Genomic DNA, 18,489 nt, shown 5'->3' with positions numbered 1-18,489 from the left:
GCCGGAGGTAGAGCTACTGGATAGGCGATGGGCCTTACCGGGTTACTGACCTTAGCCAAACTCCGAATGCCGGTAAGTTAAGCACGGCAGTGAGACTGCGGGGGATAAGCTCCGTGGTCGAGAGGGAAACAGCCCAGAGCATCGACTAAGGCCCCTAAGCGTATGCTAAGTGGGAAAGGATGTGGAGTCGCAGAGACAACCAGGAGGTTGGCTTAGAAGCAGCCATCCTTGAAAGAGTGCGTAATAGCTCACTGGTCAAGTGATTCCGCGCCGACAATGTAGCGGGGCTCAAGCGTACCGCCGAAGTCGTGTCAGCAGCACGGATAGCCCTAACGGGTGTGTTGTTGGGTAGGGGAGCGTCGTGTGCCGGGTGAAGCTGCACCGGAAGGTAGTGGTGGACGGTTCACGAGTGAGAATGCAGGCATGAGTAGCGATACACACGTGGGAAACGTGTGCGCCGATTGACTAAGGGTTCCTGGGTCAAGTTGATCTGCCCAGGGTAAGTCGGGGCCTAAGGCGAGGCCGACAGGCGTAGTCGATGGATAACCGGTTGATATTCCGGTACCCGCTGTGAAGCGCCAGACATCGAATCAGGTGATGCTAAGCCCGTGAAGCCCCCTTGTTGATCCTTCGGGTGATGCGGGGTGTGGTGGAGCCGGTGATCCGAGCTTGTAGTAGGTGAGTGATGGGGTGACGCAGGAAGGTAGTCCAGCCCGGGCGGTGGTTGTCCCGGGGTAAGGGTGTGGCCCGTTGTGCAGGTAAATCCGCGCAACTTTATGGGTGAGACCTGATGCCGAGCCGATTGTGGTGAAGTGGATGATCCTATGCTGTCGAGAAAAGCCTCTAGCGATGTTTCATGGCGGCCCGTACCCTAAACCGACTCAGGTGGTCAGGTAGAGTATACCGAGGCGTTCGGGTGAACTATGGTTAAGGAACTCGGCAAAATGCCCCCGTAACTTCGGGAGAAGGGGGGCCGTTTCCGGTGATCCGTTTTACACGGGGAGCTGGGGGTGGCCGCAGAGACCAGCGAGAAGCGACTGTTTACTAAAAACACAGGTCCGTGCGAAGCTGTAAGGCGATGTATACGGACTGACGCCTGCCCGGTGCTGGAACGTTAAGGGGACCGGTTAGTCATTCTTCGGGGTGGCGAAGCTGAGAACTTAAGCGCCAGTAAACGGCGGTGGTAACTATAACCATCCTAAGGTAGCGAAATTCCTTGTCGGGTAAGTTCCGACCTGCACGAATGGCGTAACGACTTCTCGACTGTCTCAACCATAGGCCCGGTGAAATTGCATTACGAGTAAAGATGCTCGTTTCGCGCAGCAGGACGGAAAGACCCCGGGACCTTTACTATAGCTTGATATTGGTGTTCGGTTCGGCTTGTGTAGGATAGGTGGGAGACTGTGAAGCGGCCACGCCAGTGGTTGTGGAGTCGTCGTTGAAATACCACTCTGGTCGTGTTGGATGTCTAACCTGGGTCCGTGATCCGGATCGGGGACAGTGTCTGGTGGGTAGTTTAACTGGGGCGGTTGCCTCCTAAAATGTAACGGAGGCGCCCAAAGGTTCCCTCAGCCTGGTTGGTCATCAGGTGGTGAGTGTAAGTGCACAAGGGAGCTTGACTGCGAGACTGACGGGTCGAGCAGGTGCGAAAGCAGGGACTAGTGATCCGGCGGTGGCTTGTGGGAGCGCCGTCGCTCAACGGATAAAAGGTACCCCGGGGATAACAGGCTGATCTTCCCCAAGAGTCCATATCGACGGGATGGTTTGGCACCTCGATGTCGGCTCGTCGCATCCTGGGGCTGGAGTCGGTCCCAAGGGTTGGGCTGTTCGCCCATTAAAGCGGCACGCGAGCTGGGTTTAGAACGTCGTGAGACAGTTCGGTCCCTATCCGCTGCGCGCGTAGGAGTCTTGAGAAGGGCTGTCCCTAGTACGAGAGGACCGGGACGGACGGACCTCTGGTGTGCCAGTTGTTCTGCCAAGGGCATGGCTGGTTGGCTACGTTCGGGAGGGATAACCGCTGAAAGCATCTAAGCGGGAAGCCTGCTTCGAGATGAGGACTCCCACCCCCTTGTGGGGTTAAGGCCCCCTGTAGACGACGGGGTTGATAGGCCGGATCTGGAAGCCCTGTGAGGGGTGGAGGTGACCGGTACTAATAGGCCGAGGGCTTGTCCATAGCTGCTTGCGTCCACTGTGTTGTTCCCAGACAGCAAACCATTGTTGTCGGGTTGGCTTGAGTTTGTTCACTTAATTGAAGAGTGTGCTTGTTCGCTGACCCTTTTAGGGTTTCGGTGGTCATAGCGTTGGGGAAACGCCCGGTCTCATTCCGAACCCGGAAGCTAAGCCCGACCGCGCCGATGGTACTGCATGGGGGACCGTGTGGGAGAGTAGGTCACCGCCGAACAATCTTTAGTACTCAACCCCCGGACATCGTCCGGGGGTTGAGTCATTTCCGGGCCCCTGCTCAGGGGCAGGGGCCCTCCGTCCTACTCGCCGTTCCCGTTCATCTGGCCCGGCACCCGCATCGTCAGGATCGCCATGTCGTCCGACGCCGGCTCCGCCGCGAAGCGTTCCACCGTGCGCAGCACCCGCGCCGCCACCGCGCCCGCCGTGAGGCCCGTGCATGTCGTGAGGACGTCGATCAGGCCCTCGTCGCCGAGCATGCGGGTGCCTTCGCGGCGTTCCGTCACGCCGTCCGTGACACACAGGAGGACGTCGCCCGGGTCGAGGACCAGTTCTTCGCTGTGGAGCTCCAGGTCGTCCATGACGCCCAGCAACGGCTGGGATTCCGTGGCCTGTTCCACCGTGCCGTCGGGGCGCAGGCGGAGCGGGGGCGGGTGGCCGGCGCAGACCGTCTTGAGGACGGCGCTGCCGTCCGGCTGGGGCCAGAGTTCGCCGTAGAGGAGCGTCAGGAAGCGGCCGCGGGCGCCCTCGTCGAGGATGGCGGCGTTGAGGCGCTCCAGTACCGCTGGGCCGCCGAAGCCCTCGCGGGCCAGCAGGCGCAGTGCGTGCCGGGCCAGGCCCGTGACGGCGGCGGCTTCCGGGCCCGTACCGCAGACGTCTCCGATGGCGAAGCCGTAGGTGCCGTCCCGGATCTCGAAGAGGTCGTAGAAGTCGCCGCCGACCTCGTTGCCCTCGCCCGCGGGGCGGTAGATGACCTCGACCTCGACGCCGGGGATGTCCGGCAGGCCCGGGGGCAGGAGGCTGCGCTGCAGGGACTGGCTGATGGTGGTGCGCTCGGAGTAGAGGCGCGCGTTGTCGAGGGCGAGGGCCGCGCGGCGGGAGAGGTCCTCGGCGAGTTCGAGGATCTCCTGGCGGAAGTGCTCGTCGGTCGGCTTGCCGAGGACGAGCATGCCGATGACGCGGTTGCGGGCGACGAGCGGCAGCACAACGGTTTCGCCACCGACGGTCGCCGCCGTCGCGAGGGAGGTCTCGGCATCCTCGGCGAGGGTCGCGTTGCCCACGATGCTGAGGCTGAGGAACGAGCTGCGCATCGCCAGCGTGTGCGCCGCGTCGCCCGGGCCGCGCCACTGGCGGGCGCCGGGGACGAGGACGGCGTCGGGCGGGTCGATGCGGGAGAGGAGGGCGCGCAGGTCGTCGATGCGGTCCTCGTCCTCGTGCAGGACGTAGCTGAGTTCGGGCTCGGCCTGTTCCGGGAGGGTGTAGACGGCGCACCACGTGGCGAGCGTGGGGACGATCATCTGGGCCATGAGGGCGAGCGTCTGGTCCCGGTCCAGGGTGCCGGCCAGCAGGTCGGAAGCTTCGACGAGGAAGGACAGGGAGCCGCGGCGCAGCCGTTCCAGCTCGCCGAGGCGGGCGGACTCGACGGCGAGCGCGATGCGGTCGGCGGCGAACTGGAGGCGTAGCGCTTCCTCGTTGGTGTAGCGGCCGGGCATCTCGGCGGCGACGCCGAGGGAGCCGGTGAGGCGGCCTTCGACCTTCAGCGGTACGGAGACGACGGAGCGCATGCCGGTGGCCGCCAGCAGGGGCACGGCGTCGGGGTCGGCCATGAGGTCTTCGTGGACGGACGGGAGGCGGGCGGAGCCGTAGCGTCCGGTGCCGGTCTCGACGGGTACGCGGGCGAACCGCTGGCGGGCGGAGGGCAGCCCGGTGGAGGCCCGTACCTCCAGCTCGGTCTCGTCGTCGGTGGCGAGCAGCAGGTACGCGGCGTCGCCGGCGAGCATGTCGCGGGCGCGCTCCACGGTGCGCTGGAGCAGACCGTCGAGGTCGTCGGGGGAGGGGGTGCCGATGAACGCCTCGAAGGAGTCGCCGCCGGGGAAGGCGCCGGCGCGGCCCTCGCTGCCGGGGCTGTCGCCCGCGGGGGCGCGCAGGGGGGTCTGCAGGATGGCGCGTTCGCGGTCGCGGACCATGAGGCAGATCGTGGACGGGTCGCCGGCCGAGTTGCGCAGGCGCATGTGCGAGGCGTAGACGGGGGTGACGCGCCCGTCGTTGCAGCGAATGCCGTACGAGCCCTCCCAGCGGGAGAGTTGGAGCGCCTCGACCAGTCCTGTGCCGGTGCCGGGTGTGTGCGGCCAGGCGGCGAGGTCGCCGAGGGGCTTGCCGATGACCTTCTCCGGTTCGTACCCGAACAGGTCGTGGGCGTCGTCGTTCCACGCGCTGACGAGGCCGCCGCGGTCGATGCGGACGACGGCGACGCGGATGCGCTCCTCGGCCAGCGGCAGCTCGTCGACGGGCAGCTCGGGGCCGGCGGCGCGGGTGCCGGCGGGCGGTTCGGCGACGGTGAGCTGGAACCAGACGCGCTTGTGCTCCGCGGTGTAGTCGACGCCCCAGCGGCTGGCGAGGGCGGCGCAGAGCATCAGGCCGCGGCCGCCTTCGCGGTCGAGGGGCGTGGGCTGGAGCTGGGGGCTGTGCAGCGGCAACTCGCGCTCGGCATGCCGGTCGGCGACCTCGACCCGTACCGCGTCTGCCATCCGGACACAAAGGACGTCTACTGCCGTACCCGCATGAATTATGGCGTTCGTCACAAGCTCACTGGTCAGTACGACGGCGTCGTCTGTAGCCTCGGGATAGCCCCAGCCCTGGAGGGTGTCGCGGACGAAGGTCCTGGCCGCGGCGACGGAGCGCCCGACCGGCTCGAAGGTGGCCGCAGCCCGCGCGGTGGTCACCAGCTCTCCTCTCGATGTGCCACTCTCCCGGCTGAAGGGATGGACGGCGGATGCCAGGGTACTTACCTTCACCCTGCGGACAGATGCCGGATCCTTCTCTTAACACTCGGAAAGTGCGCCTTAGCCGCCGAACTGTTATGGCCTGCCAGGGCCGGGGTGAAACACTGGGAAGGCTTCGGAGGGAGCCCGAGGCGAACGTCGACCCTGCGGGAGGGACACAGTGGAGTCTGACGCGAGCGCGCCGGGCGTGAGTCCGCGTACGAAGGGCGGGCGCTCCCGGACGCCCTCAGGGACCACACAGGTCGATACGGCCTCGCTGTATCGCCTGCTCGGCGCCCTGGAGTCGATGCGCGACGGCAACTTCCGCAAGCGCCTCCGGGTCGGCGGCGACGGCGTGATGTCGGAGATCGCCGAGGTCTTCAACGAGGTCGCGGAGCGTAATCTGCACGTCACCGGCGAGCTGTCGCGGGTGCGGCGCATGGTCGGCCGCGAGGGCAAGCTCGCGGAGCGGCTGTCCGCGGGGCCCTGCGAGGGGTCGTGGGCGGCGGCGGTCGACGCGTCGAACGCGCTCGTCGACGATCTCGTACGCCCCCTGGCCGACGTCGGCAGGGTGCTGACCGCGGTGGCGGACGGCGATCTGCAGCAGCGCATGGACCTGCGGCCGCAGGGCCAGGACGGCGCCCCGCACCCGCTGCGGGGCGAGGTGCTGAAGATGGGCCGTACGGTCAACGGGCTGGTGGACCAGCTCTCCGTGTTCACGGACGAGGTCACGCGGGTCGCCAGCGAGGTCGGCACCGAGGGCAAGCTCGGCGGCCAGGCGAAGGTGCGCGGGATGTCCGGGTCCTGGAAGGACCTCACGGACTCCGTGAACACCATGGCGTACCGGCTGACGGCCCAGGTCCGCGACATCGCCCTGGTGACCACGGCGGTCGCCAAGGGCGACCTGTCCCGCAAGGTCACCGTGCACGTCGACGGCGAGATGCTGGAACTCAAGAACACCGTCAACACGATGGTCGACCAGCTCTCCGCGTTCTCCTCCGAGGTGACCCGGGTGGCCCGCGAGGTGGGCACCGAGGGCGAGCTGGGCGGGCAGGCGCAGGTCGAGGGCGTCGGCGGTGTCTGGAAGGACCTCACGGACAGCGTGAACCTGATGGCGGGCAACCTGACCGCCCAGGTGCGCGGCATCGCGCAGGTCACCACCGCGGTCGCCAACGGCGACCTGTCGCAGAAGGTGACCGTCAGCGCGCGCGGCGAGGTCGCCCAGCTCGCGGACACGATCAACACGATGACCGAGACGCTGCGCACCTTCGCCGGCGAGGTGACGCGCGTGGCCAGCGAGGTCGGCGCGGAGGGCCGGCTGGGCGGGCAGGCGCAGGTGCCCGGCGCGGCGGGGATCTGGAAGGACCTCACCGACTCGGTGAACACCGCCTTCTCCAACCTCACCCGGCAGGTGCGCGAGTTCGCGCAGGTGACGACGGCGGTGGCCAACGGCGATCTGTCGCAGAAGGTCACGGTGGACGTCTCCGGCGAGATGCTGGAGCTGAAGAACACCGTCAACACCATGGTCGACCAGTTGTCGTCCTTCGGCGCCGAGGTCACGCGGGTCGCCCGCGAGGTCGGCGTGGAGGGCGAGCTGGGCGGCCAGGCGCAGGTGGCGGGGGCCGCGGGCACGTGGAAGGACCTGGTCGACTCGGTCAACACGGCGTTCCGCAACCTGACCGGTCAGGTCCGCAACATCGCGCAGGTGACGACGGCGGTCGCGAACGGCGATCTGTCGCAGAAGGTCACGGTGGACGTCTCCGGCGAGATGCTCCAGCTCAAGAACACCGTGAACACGATGGTGGACCAACTGTCCTCCTTCGCCGACCAGGTGACGCGGATGGCGCGGGACGTGGGCACGGAGGGCCGCCTCGGCGGCCAGGCGCGCGTCGAGGGCGTCTCGGGTACGTGGAAGGACCTCACCGACTCCGTCAACTCGATGGCGAGCAACCTGACCGGTCAGGTCCGCAACATCGCCCAGGTGACGACGGCCGTGGCGCGCGGCGACCTGTCGCAGAAGATCGAGGTCGACGCCCGCGGGGAGATCCTGGAGCTGAAGAACACCGTCAACACGATGGTCGATCAGCTCTCGTCGTTCGCCGAGCAGGTCACGCGGGTGGCGCGCGAGGTGGGCACGGAGGGCAGGCTCGGCGGGCAGGCCCGGGTGCAGGGCGTCGCCGGCGTCTGGCGGGACCTGACGGATTCGGTCAACTTCATGGCCGGCAACCTGACCGGTCAGGTCCGCAACATCGCCCAGGTCGCGACGGCGGTCGCGCGCGGTGATCTCTCGCAGAAGATCGACGTGGACGCGCGCGGGGAGATCCTGGAGCTGAAGAACACCATCAACACGATGGTGGACCAGCTCTCGTCCTTCGCGGACCAGGTGACCCGGGTCGCCAGCGAGGTCGGCACCGAGGGGAAGCTCGGCGGCCAGGCGGAGGTGCAGGGCGTCTCCGGTACGTGGAAGGACCTCACCCAGTCCGTCAACTCGATGGCGAACAACCTGACATCGCAGGTGCGCAGCATCGCCGAGGTCACCACCGCGGTGGCGCGCGGCGACCTGTCCAAGAAGATCACCGTCGACGCGCGGGGCGAGATCCTCGAACTGGTGACGACGGTGAACACGATGGTCGACCAACTGTCGTCGTTCGCCGAGCAGGTCACGCGGGTGGCGCGCGAGGTGGGCACGGAGGGCCAGCTCGGCGGGCAGGCCCGGGTGCGCGGGGTCTCGGGCATCTGGAAGGACCTCACCGACAACGTGAACCAGATGGCGGTCAACCTGACCAGCCAGGTGCGCAACATCTCCCAGGTCGCCACCGCCGTCGCCAACGGCGACCTGACCCGTACGGTCACGGTCGAGGCCCGCGGCGAGGTCCAGCAGCTCGCGGCCACCGTCAACACCATGGTCAAGACGCTCTCGTCGTTCGCCGCCGAGGTCACCCGCGTCGCCCGCGAGGTCGGCACCGACGGCCGGCTCGGCGGCCAGGCCCGCGTGCCGGGTGTCTCGGGTACGTGGAAGGACCTCACCGAGTCCGTGAACTCGATGGCGTCCAACCTCACCAACCAGGTGCGCAACATCGCCATGGTGACCACCGCCGTGGCCAGCGGCGACCTGTCGAAGAAGATCGACGTGGCCGCGCAGGGCGAGATCCTGGAGCTGAAGACCACCATCAACACGATGGTCGACCAGCTCTCGTCCTTCGGTGACGAGGTGACCCGGGTCTCGCGCGAGGTGGGCACCGAGGGCCGCCTCGGCGGGCAGGCGCGGGTGCGCGGGGTCTCCGGGATCTGGAAGGACCTCACCGAGTCGGTCAACCTGATGGCGAACAACCTCACCAGTCAGGTGCGGCAGATCGCCCAGGTGGCCACGGCGGTGACCCGCGGCGATCTGAACCTCAAGATCGACGTGGACGCCTACGGCGAGATGATGGAGCTGCAGGACCACATCAACACGATGATCGTGAAGCTCCGCGAGACGACCATCGCCAACAAGGAGCAGGACTGGCTCAAGGGCAACCTCGCCCGTATCTCCGGCCTGCTGCAGGGCCGCCGCGACCTCGCCGACGTGGCCCGGCTGATCATGAGCGAGCTGACCCCGGTGGTCGCCGCGCAGCACGGCGCGTTCTTCCTGGTGCAGCGCTCCGGCGCCGAGGCCGTCGTGGAGATCGGCGCGGCCAGCGGGGACGACGCGTACGAGCTGCGCATGATCGGCTCGTACGGGCACTCCGGGAACGAACTGCCGCACATCCTGCGGCCCGGCGAGACGCTGGTGGGCACCGCCGCGCAGGAACGGCGCCCGATCGTCGTCGAGAACGTCCCCAAGGGTTATCTGAAGATCGCCTCGGGGCTCGGCCAGGCGCCGCCGGCGCACGTCATCGTGCTCCCGCTGATCTTCGAGGGCCGGGTGCTGGGCGTGGTGGAGCTGGCGTCGTTCCAGCCGTTCACCCAGATCCAGAAGGACTTCCTCGGCCAGATCGCCGAGGTCATCGCCACCAGCGTCAACACCATCAGTGTCAACTCCAAGACCGAGGTGCTGCTCAGCCAGTCCCAGGAGCTGGCCGCGCAGTTGCGCGACCGGCAGGGCGAGCTTGAGGTGCGGCAGAAGGCGCTGCAGGAGTCGAACGCGGAGCTGGAGGAGAAGGCCGAGCTGCTGGCCCGGCAGAACCGCGACATCGAGATCAAGAACGTGGAGATCGAGGAGGCCAAGCAGGGCCTGGAGGAGCGGGCGGAGCAGCTCGCGGTCTCGATGCGGTACAAGTCCGAGTTCCTGGCGAACATGTCGCACGAGCTGCGCACGCCGCTGAACTCGCTGCTGATCCTGGCGAAGCTGCTCGCCGACAACGGCGACGGGAACCTCACGCCGAAGCAGGTGGAGTTCGCCGAGACGATCCACGGCGCGGGCTCCGACCTGCTGCAGTTGATCAACGACATCCTCGACCTGTCGAAGGTCGAGGCGGGCAAGATGGACGTGAGCCCCACCCGGATCGCGCTGGTACAGCTCGTCGACTACGTGGAGGCGACGTTCCGGCCGCTGACGGCGGAGAAGGGCCTGGACTTCTCGGTACGGGTCTCGCCGGACCCGCCGGCGACGCTCAGCACCGACCAGCAGCGGCTGCTCCAGGTGCTGCGCAACCTGCTGTCGAACGCGGTGAAGTTCACCGACAGCGGCGCGGTGGAGCTGCTGATCCGCACCGCGAAGGACGACGTGCCGCAGGCCATCAAGGAGCAACTGCTGGAGCAGGGCGCGCTGCGCGACCCGGACGCCGAGCTGATCGCCTTCTCGGTCACGGACACGGGGATCGGCATCCCGTCGAACAAGATGGGCGTGATCTTCGAGGCGTTCAAGCAGGCCGACGGCACGACGAGCCGGAAGTACGGCGGCACGGGCCTGGGGCTGTCGATCAGCCGGGAGATCGCCCGGCTGCTGGGCGGCGAGATCCACGTCGACAGCGAGCCGGGCCGCGGCTCGACGTTCACGCTGTACCTGCCGCTGCACCCGACCGAGCTGCCGGCCCCCGGGCTGCCGGGCGCGGGCGGCGCCGTCACGGGCGCGCTCGCGGCGGGCCTGGAGCAGGCCGAGGCGGCGAAGGCGGCCGCGGCCGATGTCGAGGCGCCGCCTTCCGGACGTACCAGGAAGTCCTCTGACGGACGCTCAGGCGCCGCGGGACCGCCCGCAGGACCCACGACGGGGGAGACGGGTGCGCGGGACGTCCCGGGGGCGTCTGGGGCCCTTTCCGGCGCCCTCTCGATGAACGGCGGCCTTGAGCAGGCGGTGCCGCAGCGATCGGCGTCGCCGCGCTTCAAGGGCACGTTCCGCGGCGAGAAGGTGCTCATCGTCGACGACGACATCCGCAACGTGTTCGCGCTCACGAGCGTGCTGGAGCAGCACGGGCTCGCGGTGCTGTACGCGGAGAACGGCCGCGAGGGCATCGAGGTGCTGGAGCAGCACGAGGACGTGGCCGTGGTGCTGATGGACATCATGATGCCGGAGATGGACGGCTACGCCACGACCGAGGCGATCCGCCGGATGCCGCAGTTCGCCGGGCTGCCGATCATCGCGCTGACGGCCAAGGCGATGAAGGGCGACAAGGAGAAGAGCATCGAAGCGGGCGCATCGGACTATGTGACCAAACCGGTTGATACCGATAGATTGCTGACCGTAATGACCGGTTGGATGAGCGGAGAGTAGTCAAATCGCCGTGAATTCCTGCTCTTTGATGACTCAGTGTGTCCAAATGCGTGTGAGAACACGGGATTCCGGGAACCAAACTGATCGCAGGCGCGTTGTCGCTGTGTATGCAGTGACAACTCGATGACAGGGTGTGGCGAGTCTCGGGGTGTGGATACGATGACCGGCACGAGGGCGGGCGGCATGGTGGGCGCGTCTTTGGCGACGAGGACCGGCACACCGCCGGGGCGAGGAGGGCAGGCCATGGTGCAGAAGGCCAAGATTCTCCTGGTCGATGACCGGCCGGAGAATCTGCTGGCGCTGGAGGCCATCCTTTCCGCGCTGGATCAGCACCTGGTCCGGGCGTCGTCCGGGGAGGAAGCGCTCAAAGCGCTGCTGACCGAGGACTTCGCGGTAATCCTGCTCGACGTGCAGATGCCGGGCATGGACGGGTTCGAGACCGCGGCGCACATCAAGCGCCGCGAGCGCACCCGCGACATCCCGATCATCTTCCTCACGGCCATCAACCACGGCCCGCACCACACGTTCCGGGGGTACGCGGCCGGAGCCGTCGACTACATCTCCAAGCCCTTCGACCCCTGGGTGCTGCGGGCGAAGGTGTCCGTGTTCGTCGAGCTGTACATGAAGAACCTGCAGTTGCGCGAGCAGGCGGGCCTGCTGCGGCTGCAGCTCGAAGGCGCCCAGAAGGGCAACGGCGACGGGGCCGCGCAGACCGGGCTGCTCGCCGAGCTGTCCGCCCGGCTCGCCGCCGCGGAGGAGCAGGCCGAGGCGCTGTCGAAGCAGCTCAGCGGGGCGAACGCGGAGTCCGCCGTCGTCGCCACCGCCGCGCATCTGGAGCGGAAACTCACCGGGCTGCGCAAGGCGATTGACGCCCTGGAGCCCGGCTCCCGGCTCGATGCGGAGTAGCCGGGCCCGCCCGCCGGGGCGCTGGTGCGCGGAGGATGCGTACCTGCACGTCCTACGTGTCCCGTGCGGGCGCTGCCGGTAATCTCGCAACTATGGCCTCACGTACCTCTGGCAGCGGCAACTCCCGGCAGCGGTCCGGAGGCAGCACGGCCAAGAAGCCCGCGGCGAAAAAGGCGCCCGCCAAGAAGGCACCCGCCAAGAAGTCGCCGCAGAAGAAGGCCGGGGGCGCGGCCAAGGCACCGGCCAAGAAGCCCGCCCCCTCGCCGACCGGCGGCGTACTGCGCCTGCTGCGCGCGATCTGGCTCGGCCTCGCCCGCACCGTCGGCGTGCTCTTCCGCGGCATAGGGCGTGGCGCCAAGGGACTCGACCCCGCCCACCGCAAGGACGGCCTCGCGCTGCTGCTGCTCGGCATCGCCCTGATCGTCGCGGCCGGCACCTGGTCGAACCTGAAGGGCCCCGTGGGCGAGCTGGTCGAGATCCTGGTCACCGGCGCCTTCGGCCGCCTCGACCTGCTCGTGCCGATCCTGCTGGCCACCATCGCCGTACGCCTCATCCGCCACCCCGAGAAGACCGAGGCCAACGGCCGTATCGTCATCGGCCTGTCCGCGCTGGTGATCGGCGTGCTCGGGCTCGTGCACCTGGCCTGCGGCACCCCGGGGCGCGGCGAGGGAACGCAGACCATCAGGGACTCCGGCGGGTTCGTCGGCTGGGCGGTGTCCCGGCCGCTGGTCACCACTCTCGGCGACGTGCTCGCGCTGCCGCTGCTGGTGCTGCTGACCGTCTTCGGGCTGCTCGTCGTCACCGCCACGCCCGTCGCGGCGATCCCGGACCGGATCCACTCCGCCGGGGTGCGGCTCGGGCTCGTGCAGCCCCGGCCCGATCCGGCGGCCGCCGCCAAGGCGGAGGAGTTCGACGACGACTGGCGCGACGGCCTGGTGCGTACGGACGAGGACGACGACGAGCCCCCGCCGCCGCGCCGCCGCCGCACCCGCAAGGCCCCCGCCGCGCCGGCCGCACCCGCACCCGCGCGCCGCGCGGCGGCCGACCGGGACTACGGCGGCATGGATCCCATCGACGCGGCCGCCGCCGCGGCCACCGACCTCGACGGCGCGGTGCTGCACGGCGTCCAGCCCTCCCCGCTGCTCGCCAACCTCACCCACGGCGTCGCCGAGCGCACCGGGGGCGTACCGGCCGCGCGCGAGGAGTCGGGCGCGGGGGAGGCCGTACGCTCCGAAAGCGCCGAGAACTCCGTCCCCGACCTCACCAAGCCGGCCGTCGAGCCCGGCCCCGCCGCCCTGCCGCCCCGCGCCGAACAGCTCCAGCTCTCCGGCGACATCACCTACGCGCTGCCGTCCCTCGACATCCTGGAGCGCGGCGGCCCGGGACGGACGCGCAGCGCCGCCAACGACGCCGTCGTCGCCTCCCTCACCCAGGTCTTCACCGAGTTCAAGGTCGACGCCGCCGTCACCGGCTTCACCCGCGGCCCGACCGTCACGCGGTACGAGGTGGAGCTGGGCCCCGCCGTGAAGGTCGAGCGGATCACGGCGCTGACGAAGAACATCGCCTACGCCGTCGCCAGCCCCGACGTGCGCATCATCAGCCCCATCCCCGGCAAGTCCGCCGTCGGCATCGAAATCCCCAACAGCGACCGCGAGATGGTCAAGCTCGGCGACGTGCTGCGGTCCGCCCAGGCGGCCGGCGAGGACCACCCGATGCTCGTCGGCCTCGGCAAGGACGTCGAGGGCGGCTACGTCTCGGCGAACCTCGCCAAGATGCCGCACATCCTCATCGCCGGCGCCACCGGCTCCGGCAAGTCCTCCTGCATCAACTGCCTGATCACCTCCGTCATGGCGCGGGCCACGCCGGAGGACGTGCGGATGGTGCTGGTCGACCCGAAGCGGGTGGAGCTGACCGCGTACGAGGGCGTCCCGCACCTGATCACGCCGATCATCACCAACCCGAAGCGGGCCGCCGAGGCCCTGCAGTGGGTGGTCCGCGAGATGGACCTGCGGTACGACGACCTCGCCGCGTACGGCTACCGCCACATCGACGACTTCAACGCCGCCGTCCGCTCCGGCAAGGCCACCGCCCCGCCCGGCAGCGAGCGGGAGCTGGCCCCGTACCCGTATCTGCTGGTGATCGTCGACGAGCTGGCGGACCTGATGATGGTCGCGCCGCGGGACGTCGAGGACGCGATCGTACGGATCACGCAGCTCGCCCGCGCCGCCGGCATCCACCTGGTGCTCGCCACCCAGCGCCCCAGCGTCGACGTCGTCACCGGGCTCATCAAGGCGAACGTGCCGTCCCGGCTGGCCTTCGCCACCTCCTCCCTCGCCGACAGCCGCGTCATCCTCGACCAGGCCGGCGCCGAGAAGCTGATCGGCAAGGGCGACGGGCTGTTCCTGCCGATGGGGGCGAACAAGCCGGTCCGGCTGCAGGGCGCGTACATCGAAGAGGACGAGATCGCCACGGTCGTGCAGCACTGCAAGGACCAGATGGCGCCGGTCTTCCGCGAGGACGTCGTGGTCGGCGGCGCGAAGAAGAAGGAGATCGACGAGGAGATCGGCGACGACCTCGATCTGCTGTGCCAGGCGGCCGAGCTGGTGGTCTCCACGCAGTTCGGCTCCACGTCGATGCTCCAGCGCAAGCTGCGGGTCGGGTTCGCCAAGGCGGGGCGGCTGATGGACCTGATGGAGTCGCGCGGGATCGTCGGTCCGAGTGAGGGTTCGAAGGCCAGGGACGTACTCATCAAACCGGATGAAATGGACGGAGTGCTCGCCCAGATGCGGGGGCAGGATCATCCGTAACGGCGACCAGGGCAACCGGTTCGGCGCCTGATGCGTCACATCAATGGGCCGGGCGGGTGATCCGCGGTCGGGCAGTACGTCTATCCCGATGGCCCATTAAGTGTGCTCGACCGGTTGGCCGATCCTTTTACAACCCCCCTAGACTGAACACCCGGCAGGTGGCTCACCCCGAAAGGCGCCCACGTGTCCCTCGGCAACTCCCCCACAGGCGACCGTCCGTCCGTCGGTCGCGCACTTCAGCAGGCCCGCCTTGATGCCAAGCTGTCCGTCGAACAGGTCAGCTTGACCACGCGTGTGCGCATTCCGATCATCCATGCCATCGAACAGGACGATTTCTCTCGCTGCGGCGGCGACGTCTACGCCCGCGGACATGTGCGAACCCTTGCGCGGGCGGTCGGTCTGGAGGCCGAGGACCTGGTCGCGCAGTACGACGCGGAGCACGGCGGCCGGCCCGAGCCGACGCCCGCCGCGCCGATGTTCGAGGCCGAGCGCATCCGCCCCGAGCCGCGCCGCCCCAACTGGACCGCCGCCATGGTCGCCGCGATCGTCGCGGTCGTCGGCTTCGTGGGGTTCACCGTCTTCAGCGGCGGCGACGAGGACGAGCCGGACGGCTCCTCCGTGGCCGGGGAGTCGCAGGGGTCGGAGAAGCCGAAGGACCGCGACTCCGGCAAGGACGCCGGCGAGGACAAGCAGAGCCCGCAGCCCTCGGACAGCGCGGTGGCGGGTGCCCCGCCGGACAAGGTGACGCTGCGGATCGTCGCGGCGGACGGGCAGAGCTGGATCTCCGCGCAGGGCGCCGACGGGCGCGAGCTGGAGGAGGGCGTGCTCGCGCAGGGCGACTCCGTCACCGTCACCGACAGCGAGAAGATCTACCTCGTCCTCGGCAACGCCGGCGGCGTCGACCTGTTCGTCAACGGCAAGCAGATCGCGGAGGACTTCCAGCCCGGCGAGGTCGAGCGGCTGACGTACACCAAGGGCGATCCCGAGGCCGGCTGACCTGCCCCGCCGGGCGGCGGCGCGGGCCCGGCCTGCGGCAAGGCTCGTACGTCCGTACCCTCGCTCTCCCGTGCTTCGCGCAGGCGTGCGGAATGCGGCTGGTGGGCGGCCGTTTGCGGGCGCGGGACGAAGTAGGCTGAGCCCATGCCAGAACGCCGTACCGTCGCCCTCGTCACGCTTGGCTGCGCCCGGAACGAGGTGGACTCGGAGGAGCTTGCGGGCCGCCTGGCGGCGGACGGCTGGGACCTCGTCACGGACGCCGCCGCCGCGGACGTCGCCGTCGTGAACACCTGCGGGTTCGTCGAAGCCGCCAAGAAGGACTCCGTCGACGCCCTGCTGGAGGCCAACGACCTCAAGGACACGGGCCGTACGCAGGCCGTCGTCGCCGTCGGCTGCATGGCCGAGCGGTACGGCAAGGAGCTGGCCGACGCGCTCCCGGAGGCGGACGGCGTCCTCGGCTTCGACGACTACGCGGACATCTCGGAGCGCCTCCAGACCATCCTCTCCGGCGGCGGCCACGCCGCGCACACCCCGCGGGACCGCCGCAAGCTGCTGCCGATCAGCCCCGCGGAGCGGCAGGACGCCGCCGCCCGCGGCGCCGCGGCGCTGCCGGGCCACGGCGACCCGGCCGCCGCAGATCCGGCAGACGCAGCCGGCCCGGCAGACGCGGCCGCCGCCCCCGCCGACCTGCCCGCCGGGGTCGCCCCCGCCTCCGGGCCGCGACCGCCGCTGCGCCGCCGGCTCGGCTCGGGCCCCGTCGCCTCGGTCAAGCTGGCCTCCGGCTGCGACCGCCGATGTACGTTCTGCGCCATCCCCTCGTTCCGCGGCTCCTTCGTCTCCCGCCGCCCCTCCGACGTCCTCGGCGAGACCCGCTGGCTGGCCGGCCAGGGCGTACGGGAGATCATGCTCGTCTCCGAGAACAACACCTCGTACGGCAAAGACCTCGGCGACGTGCGGCTGCTGGAGACGCTGCTGCCCGAACTGGCCGCCGTGGACGGCATCGAGCGGATCCGGGTCAGCTATCTGCAGCCCGCGGAGATGCGTCCCGGGCTGATCGACGTGCTGACGTCGACGGAGAAGGTGGCGCCCTACTTCGACCTCTCCTTCCAGCACGCCGCCCCCGAAGTGCTGCGCGCGATGCGCCGCTTCGGGGACACCGAGCGGTTCCTGCAACTGCTGGCGGAGATCCGCTCCCGGGCGCCGGAGGCGGGCGCGCGGTCGAACTTCATCGTCGGCTTCCCGGGCGAGACCGAGCGGGACGTGGAAGAGCTGGAGCGCTTCCTCACCGCCGCCCGGCTCGACGCCGTGGGGATCTTCGGCTACTCCGACGAGGAGGGCACGGAGGCCGCGACGTACCAGTCGAAGGTCGCGCCGGAGGCGGTCGCCGAGCGGCTGGCGCACATGACGCGGCTGGCGGAGGAGCTGACCGCGCAGCGGGCCGAGGAGCGGGTGGGGGAGACGGTACGGGTCCTGGTGGACGCGGTGGAGGATGCCGGTTCCGACGCCGGTGCGGAGCCCCTCGCGGACGCCGGGGAGGTCGTCGGCCGCGCGGCGCACCAGGCGCCGGAGACCGACGGCGTGACGCTGCTGGCCGGCGGGACCGCCCGGGAGGCGGCGCCGGGGGCGCTGGTCACCGCCAAGGTGGTGGCGAGCGAAGGCGTGGATCTGGTGGCGGAGCCGATAGGCGAGCCCGATCGGCGGCGGCCCAGGGAGCCGGCCGAGGAGGCCGCGAGATGAGCCCCGCCCCGGCCGTCGGTCAGGCCGGTCTGTGGAACATCGCCAACGTCCTCACGATGGTGCGGCTGCTGCTCGTACCGGCGTTCGTGCTGCTCATGGCCGCCCACGGCGGCCATGACCCGGCCTGGCGCTCGTTCGCATGGGCCGCCTTCACGGTCGCCATGATCACCGACCTCTTCGACGGGGAGCTGGCCCGCCGCTACGACCTCGTCACCGACTTCGGCAAGATCGCCGACCCCATCGCCGACAAGGCGATCATGGGTGCCGCACTGATCTGCCTGTCGGCGCTGGGCGACCTGCCCTGGTGGGTGACGATCGTGATCCTGGCGCGGGAGATCGGCATCACCCTCATGAGGTTCTGGGTGATCAGGCACGGTGTGATCCCGGCCAGCCGGGGCGGGAAGCTGAAGACCCTGGCCCAGGGCGTGGCCGTGGGCATGTACATCCTCACCCTCACCGGACCGCTCGCCACGCTGCGCTTCTGGATCATGGCCGCCGCCGTGGTCCTGACCGTGGCGACCGGCCTGGACTACGTCAAGCAGGCGATCGTGCTCCGCCGCAGGGGGCTGGCCGCCGAACGGGAGCAGAGAGTCCAGTGACCACAAAGAACACCGACGGGGCCGCTGCCGGCCTGCTCGCCCTGTGCGACGAGCTCGGCGTCACCCTCGCCGTCGCCGAATCCCTCACCGGCGGCCTCCTCGCCGCCGAGATCACCGCGGTGCCCGGCGCCTCCCAGGCGTTCCGGGGCGCCGTCATCGCGTACGCGACCGACCTCAAGCGCGACGTGCTCGGCGTCGACAGCTCGCTGCTCGCCCAGCGCGGCGCCGTCGACGGCGAGGTCGCCAGGCAGATGGCCGCCGGGGTGCGCTGGCGGCTCGGCGCCGACTGGGCGGTGGCGACGACGGGCGTCGCGGGACCCGATCCGCAGGACGGCCAGCAGCCGGGTACGGTCTTCGTGGCCGTGGCCGGTCCCGAGGGGCGGACCGAGACGCGGTCGCTGAACCTGACGGGCTCTCGCACGGAGATCCGCACGGCGGCCGTGGGGGAGGCGCTGACGCTCCTCCGGCGGCACCTGGACGCGGTACCGAAGGGGCAAGACGGGCGGAAATACCCGGAAAATCCTGATCAGGAGGCCCCGTATTCCTCGCTTGGCGAACGGTGAAGATGACTTCCGTCGCCGCACTGTCACGGT

The 18,489-nt window shown here is 69.3% G+C and carries 8 protein-coding genes and 2 rRNA genes (1 of these 10 only partly in view); 9 read left to right on the top strand and 1 reads right to left on the bottom strand.

The window, feature by feature from the left end; all coding sequences use genetic code 11:
* Together CXR04_RS07770 and rrf are read left to right on the top strand one after the other, a co-directional pair.
* A 23S ribosomal RNA gene (locus CXR04_RS07770) occupies nucleotides 1-2,173 on the top strand; it begins 957 nt to the left of the window's first position.
* A 111-nt stretch (nucleotides 2,174-2,284) separates the two neighbouring features.
* A 5S ribosomal RNA gene (gene rrf, locus CXR04_RS07765) occupies nucleotides 2,285-2,401 on the top strand.
* Between the two features lie 82 nt (nucleotides 2,402-2,483).
* Here the strand turns inward: rrf and CXR04_RS07760 are convergent.
* On the bottom strand, nucleotides 2,484-5,123 hold the full coding sequence (locus tag CXR04_RS07760) for a SpoIIE family protein phosphatase (RefSeq protein WP_101421133.1): 2,640 nt from the start codon (nucleotides 5,121-5,123) through the stop codon (nucleotides 2,484-2,486).
* A gap of 220 nt (nucleotides 5,124-5,343) precedes the next feature.
* On the opposite strand from CXR04_RS07760, the gene CXR04_RS07755 reads away from it, so the two are divergent.
* The 7 genes from CXR04_RS07755 (at nucleotide 5,344) to CXR04_RS07725 (ending at nucleotide 18,459) form a co-directional block, all read left to right on the top strand.
* Complete coding sequence (locus tag CXR04_RS07755) at nucleotides 5,344-10,851, top strand: HAMP domain-containing protein (RefSeq protein ID WP_199850417.1); 5,508 nt, start codon at nucleotides 5,344-5,346, stop codon at nucleotides 10,849-10,851.
* A gap of 243 nt (nucleotides 10,852-11,094) precedes the next feature.
* Nucleotides 11,095-11,757, top strand: a complete 663-nt coding sequence (locus tag CXR04_RS07750) for a response regulator (RefSeq protein ID WP_101421131.1) — start codon at nucleotides 11,095-11,097, stop codon at nucleotides 11,755-11,757.
* 92 nt (nucleotides 11,758-11,849) lie between these two features.
* Complete coding sequence (locus CXR04_RS07745; RefSeq protein ID WP_101421130.1) at nucleotides 11,850-14,564, top strand: DNA translocase FtsK; 2,715 nt, start codon at nucleotides 11,850-11,852, stop codon at nucleotides 14,562-14,564.
* Nucleotides 14,565-14,747: 183 nt separating this feature from the next.
* Complete coding sequence (locus CXR04_RS07740; RefSeq protein WP_101421129.1) at nucleotides 14,748-15,560, top strand: helix-turn-helix domain-containing protein; 813 nt, start codon at nucleotides 14,748-14,750, stop codon at nucleotides 15,558-15,560.
* 144 nt (nucleotides 15,561-15,704) lie between these two features.
* Nucleotides 15,705-17,297 (top strand): 30S ribosomal protein S12 methylthiotransferase RimO, encoded by a 1,593-nt coding sequence (rimO, locus tag CXR04_RS07735; RefSeq protein ID WP_101421128.1) that lies wholly within the window; start codon nucleotides 15,705-15,707, stop codon nucleotides 17,295-17,297.
* Complete coding sequence (gene pgsA / locus CXR04_RS07730; RefSeq protein WP_047018425.1) at nucleotides 17,294-17,896, top strand: CDP-diacylglycerol--glycerol-3-phosphate 3-phosphatidyltransferase; 603 nt, start codon at nucleotides 17,294-17,296, stop codon at nucleotides 17,894-17,896. Before rimO ends, pgsA begins: the two co-directional genes overlap by 4 nt.
* Nucleotides 17,893-18,459, top strand: a complete 567-nt coding sequence (locus tag CXR04_RS07725; protein ID WP_101421127.1) for a CinA family protein — start codon at nucleotides 17,893-17,895, stop codon at nucleotides 18,457-18,459. Before pgsA ends, CXR04_RS07725 begins: the two co-directional genes overlap by 4 nt.
* The last annotated feature ends 30 nt before the right edge of the window (nucleotides 18,460-18,489 follow it).

Source organism: Streptomyces sp. CMB-StM0423, from assembly GCF_002847285.1.
Classification (GTDB): Bacteria; Actinomycetota; Actinomycetes; order Streptomycetales; family Streptomycetaceae; genus Streptomyces.
Note: the sequence above shows the minus strand (reverse complement) of the source record. Positions and strands in the feature narration are given on the sequence as shown.

Bases quoted from the DNA above. Each gene is read 5' to 3' on its own strand.
- CXR04_RS07750 (WP_101421131.1), top strand. From the start codon at position 11,095: ATGGTGCAGAAGGCCAAGATTCTCCTGGTCGATGACCGGCCGGAGAAT.
- CXR04_RS07745 (WP_101421130.1), top strand. From the start codon at position 11,850: ATGGCCTCACGTACCTCTGGCAGCGGCAACTCCCGGCAGCGGTCCGGA.
- rimO (WP_101421128.1), top strand. From the start codon at position 15,705: ATGCCAGAACGCCGTACCGTCGCCCTCGTCACGCTTGGCTGCGCCCGG.
- pgsA (WP_047018425.1), top strand. From the start codon at position 17,294: ATGAGCCCCGCCCCGGCCGTCGGTCAGGCCGGTCTGTGGAACATCGCC.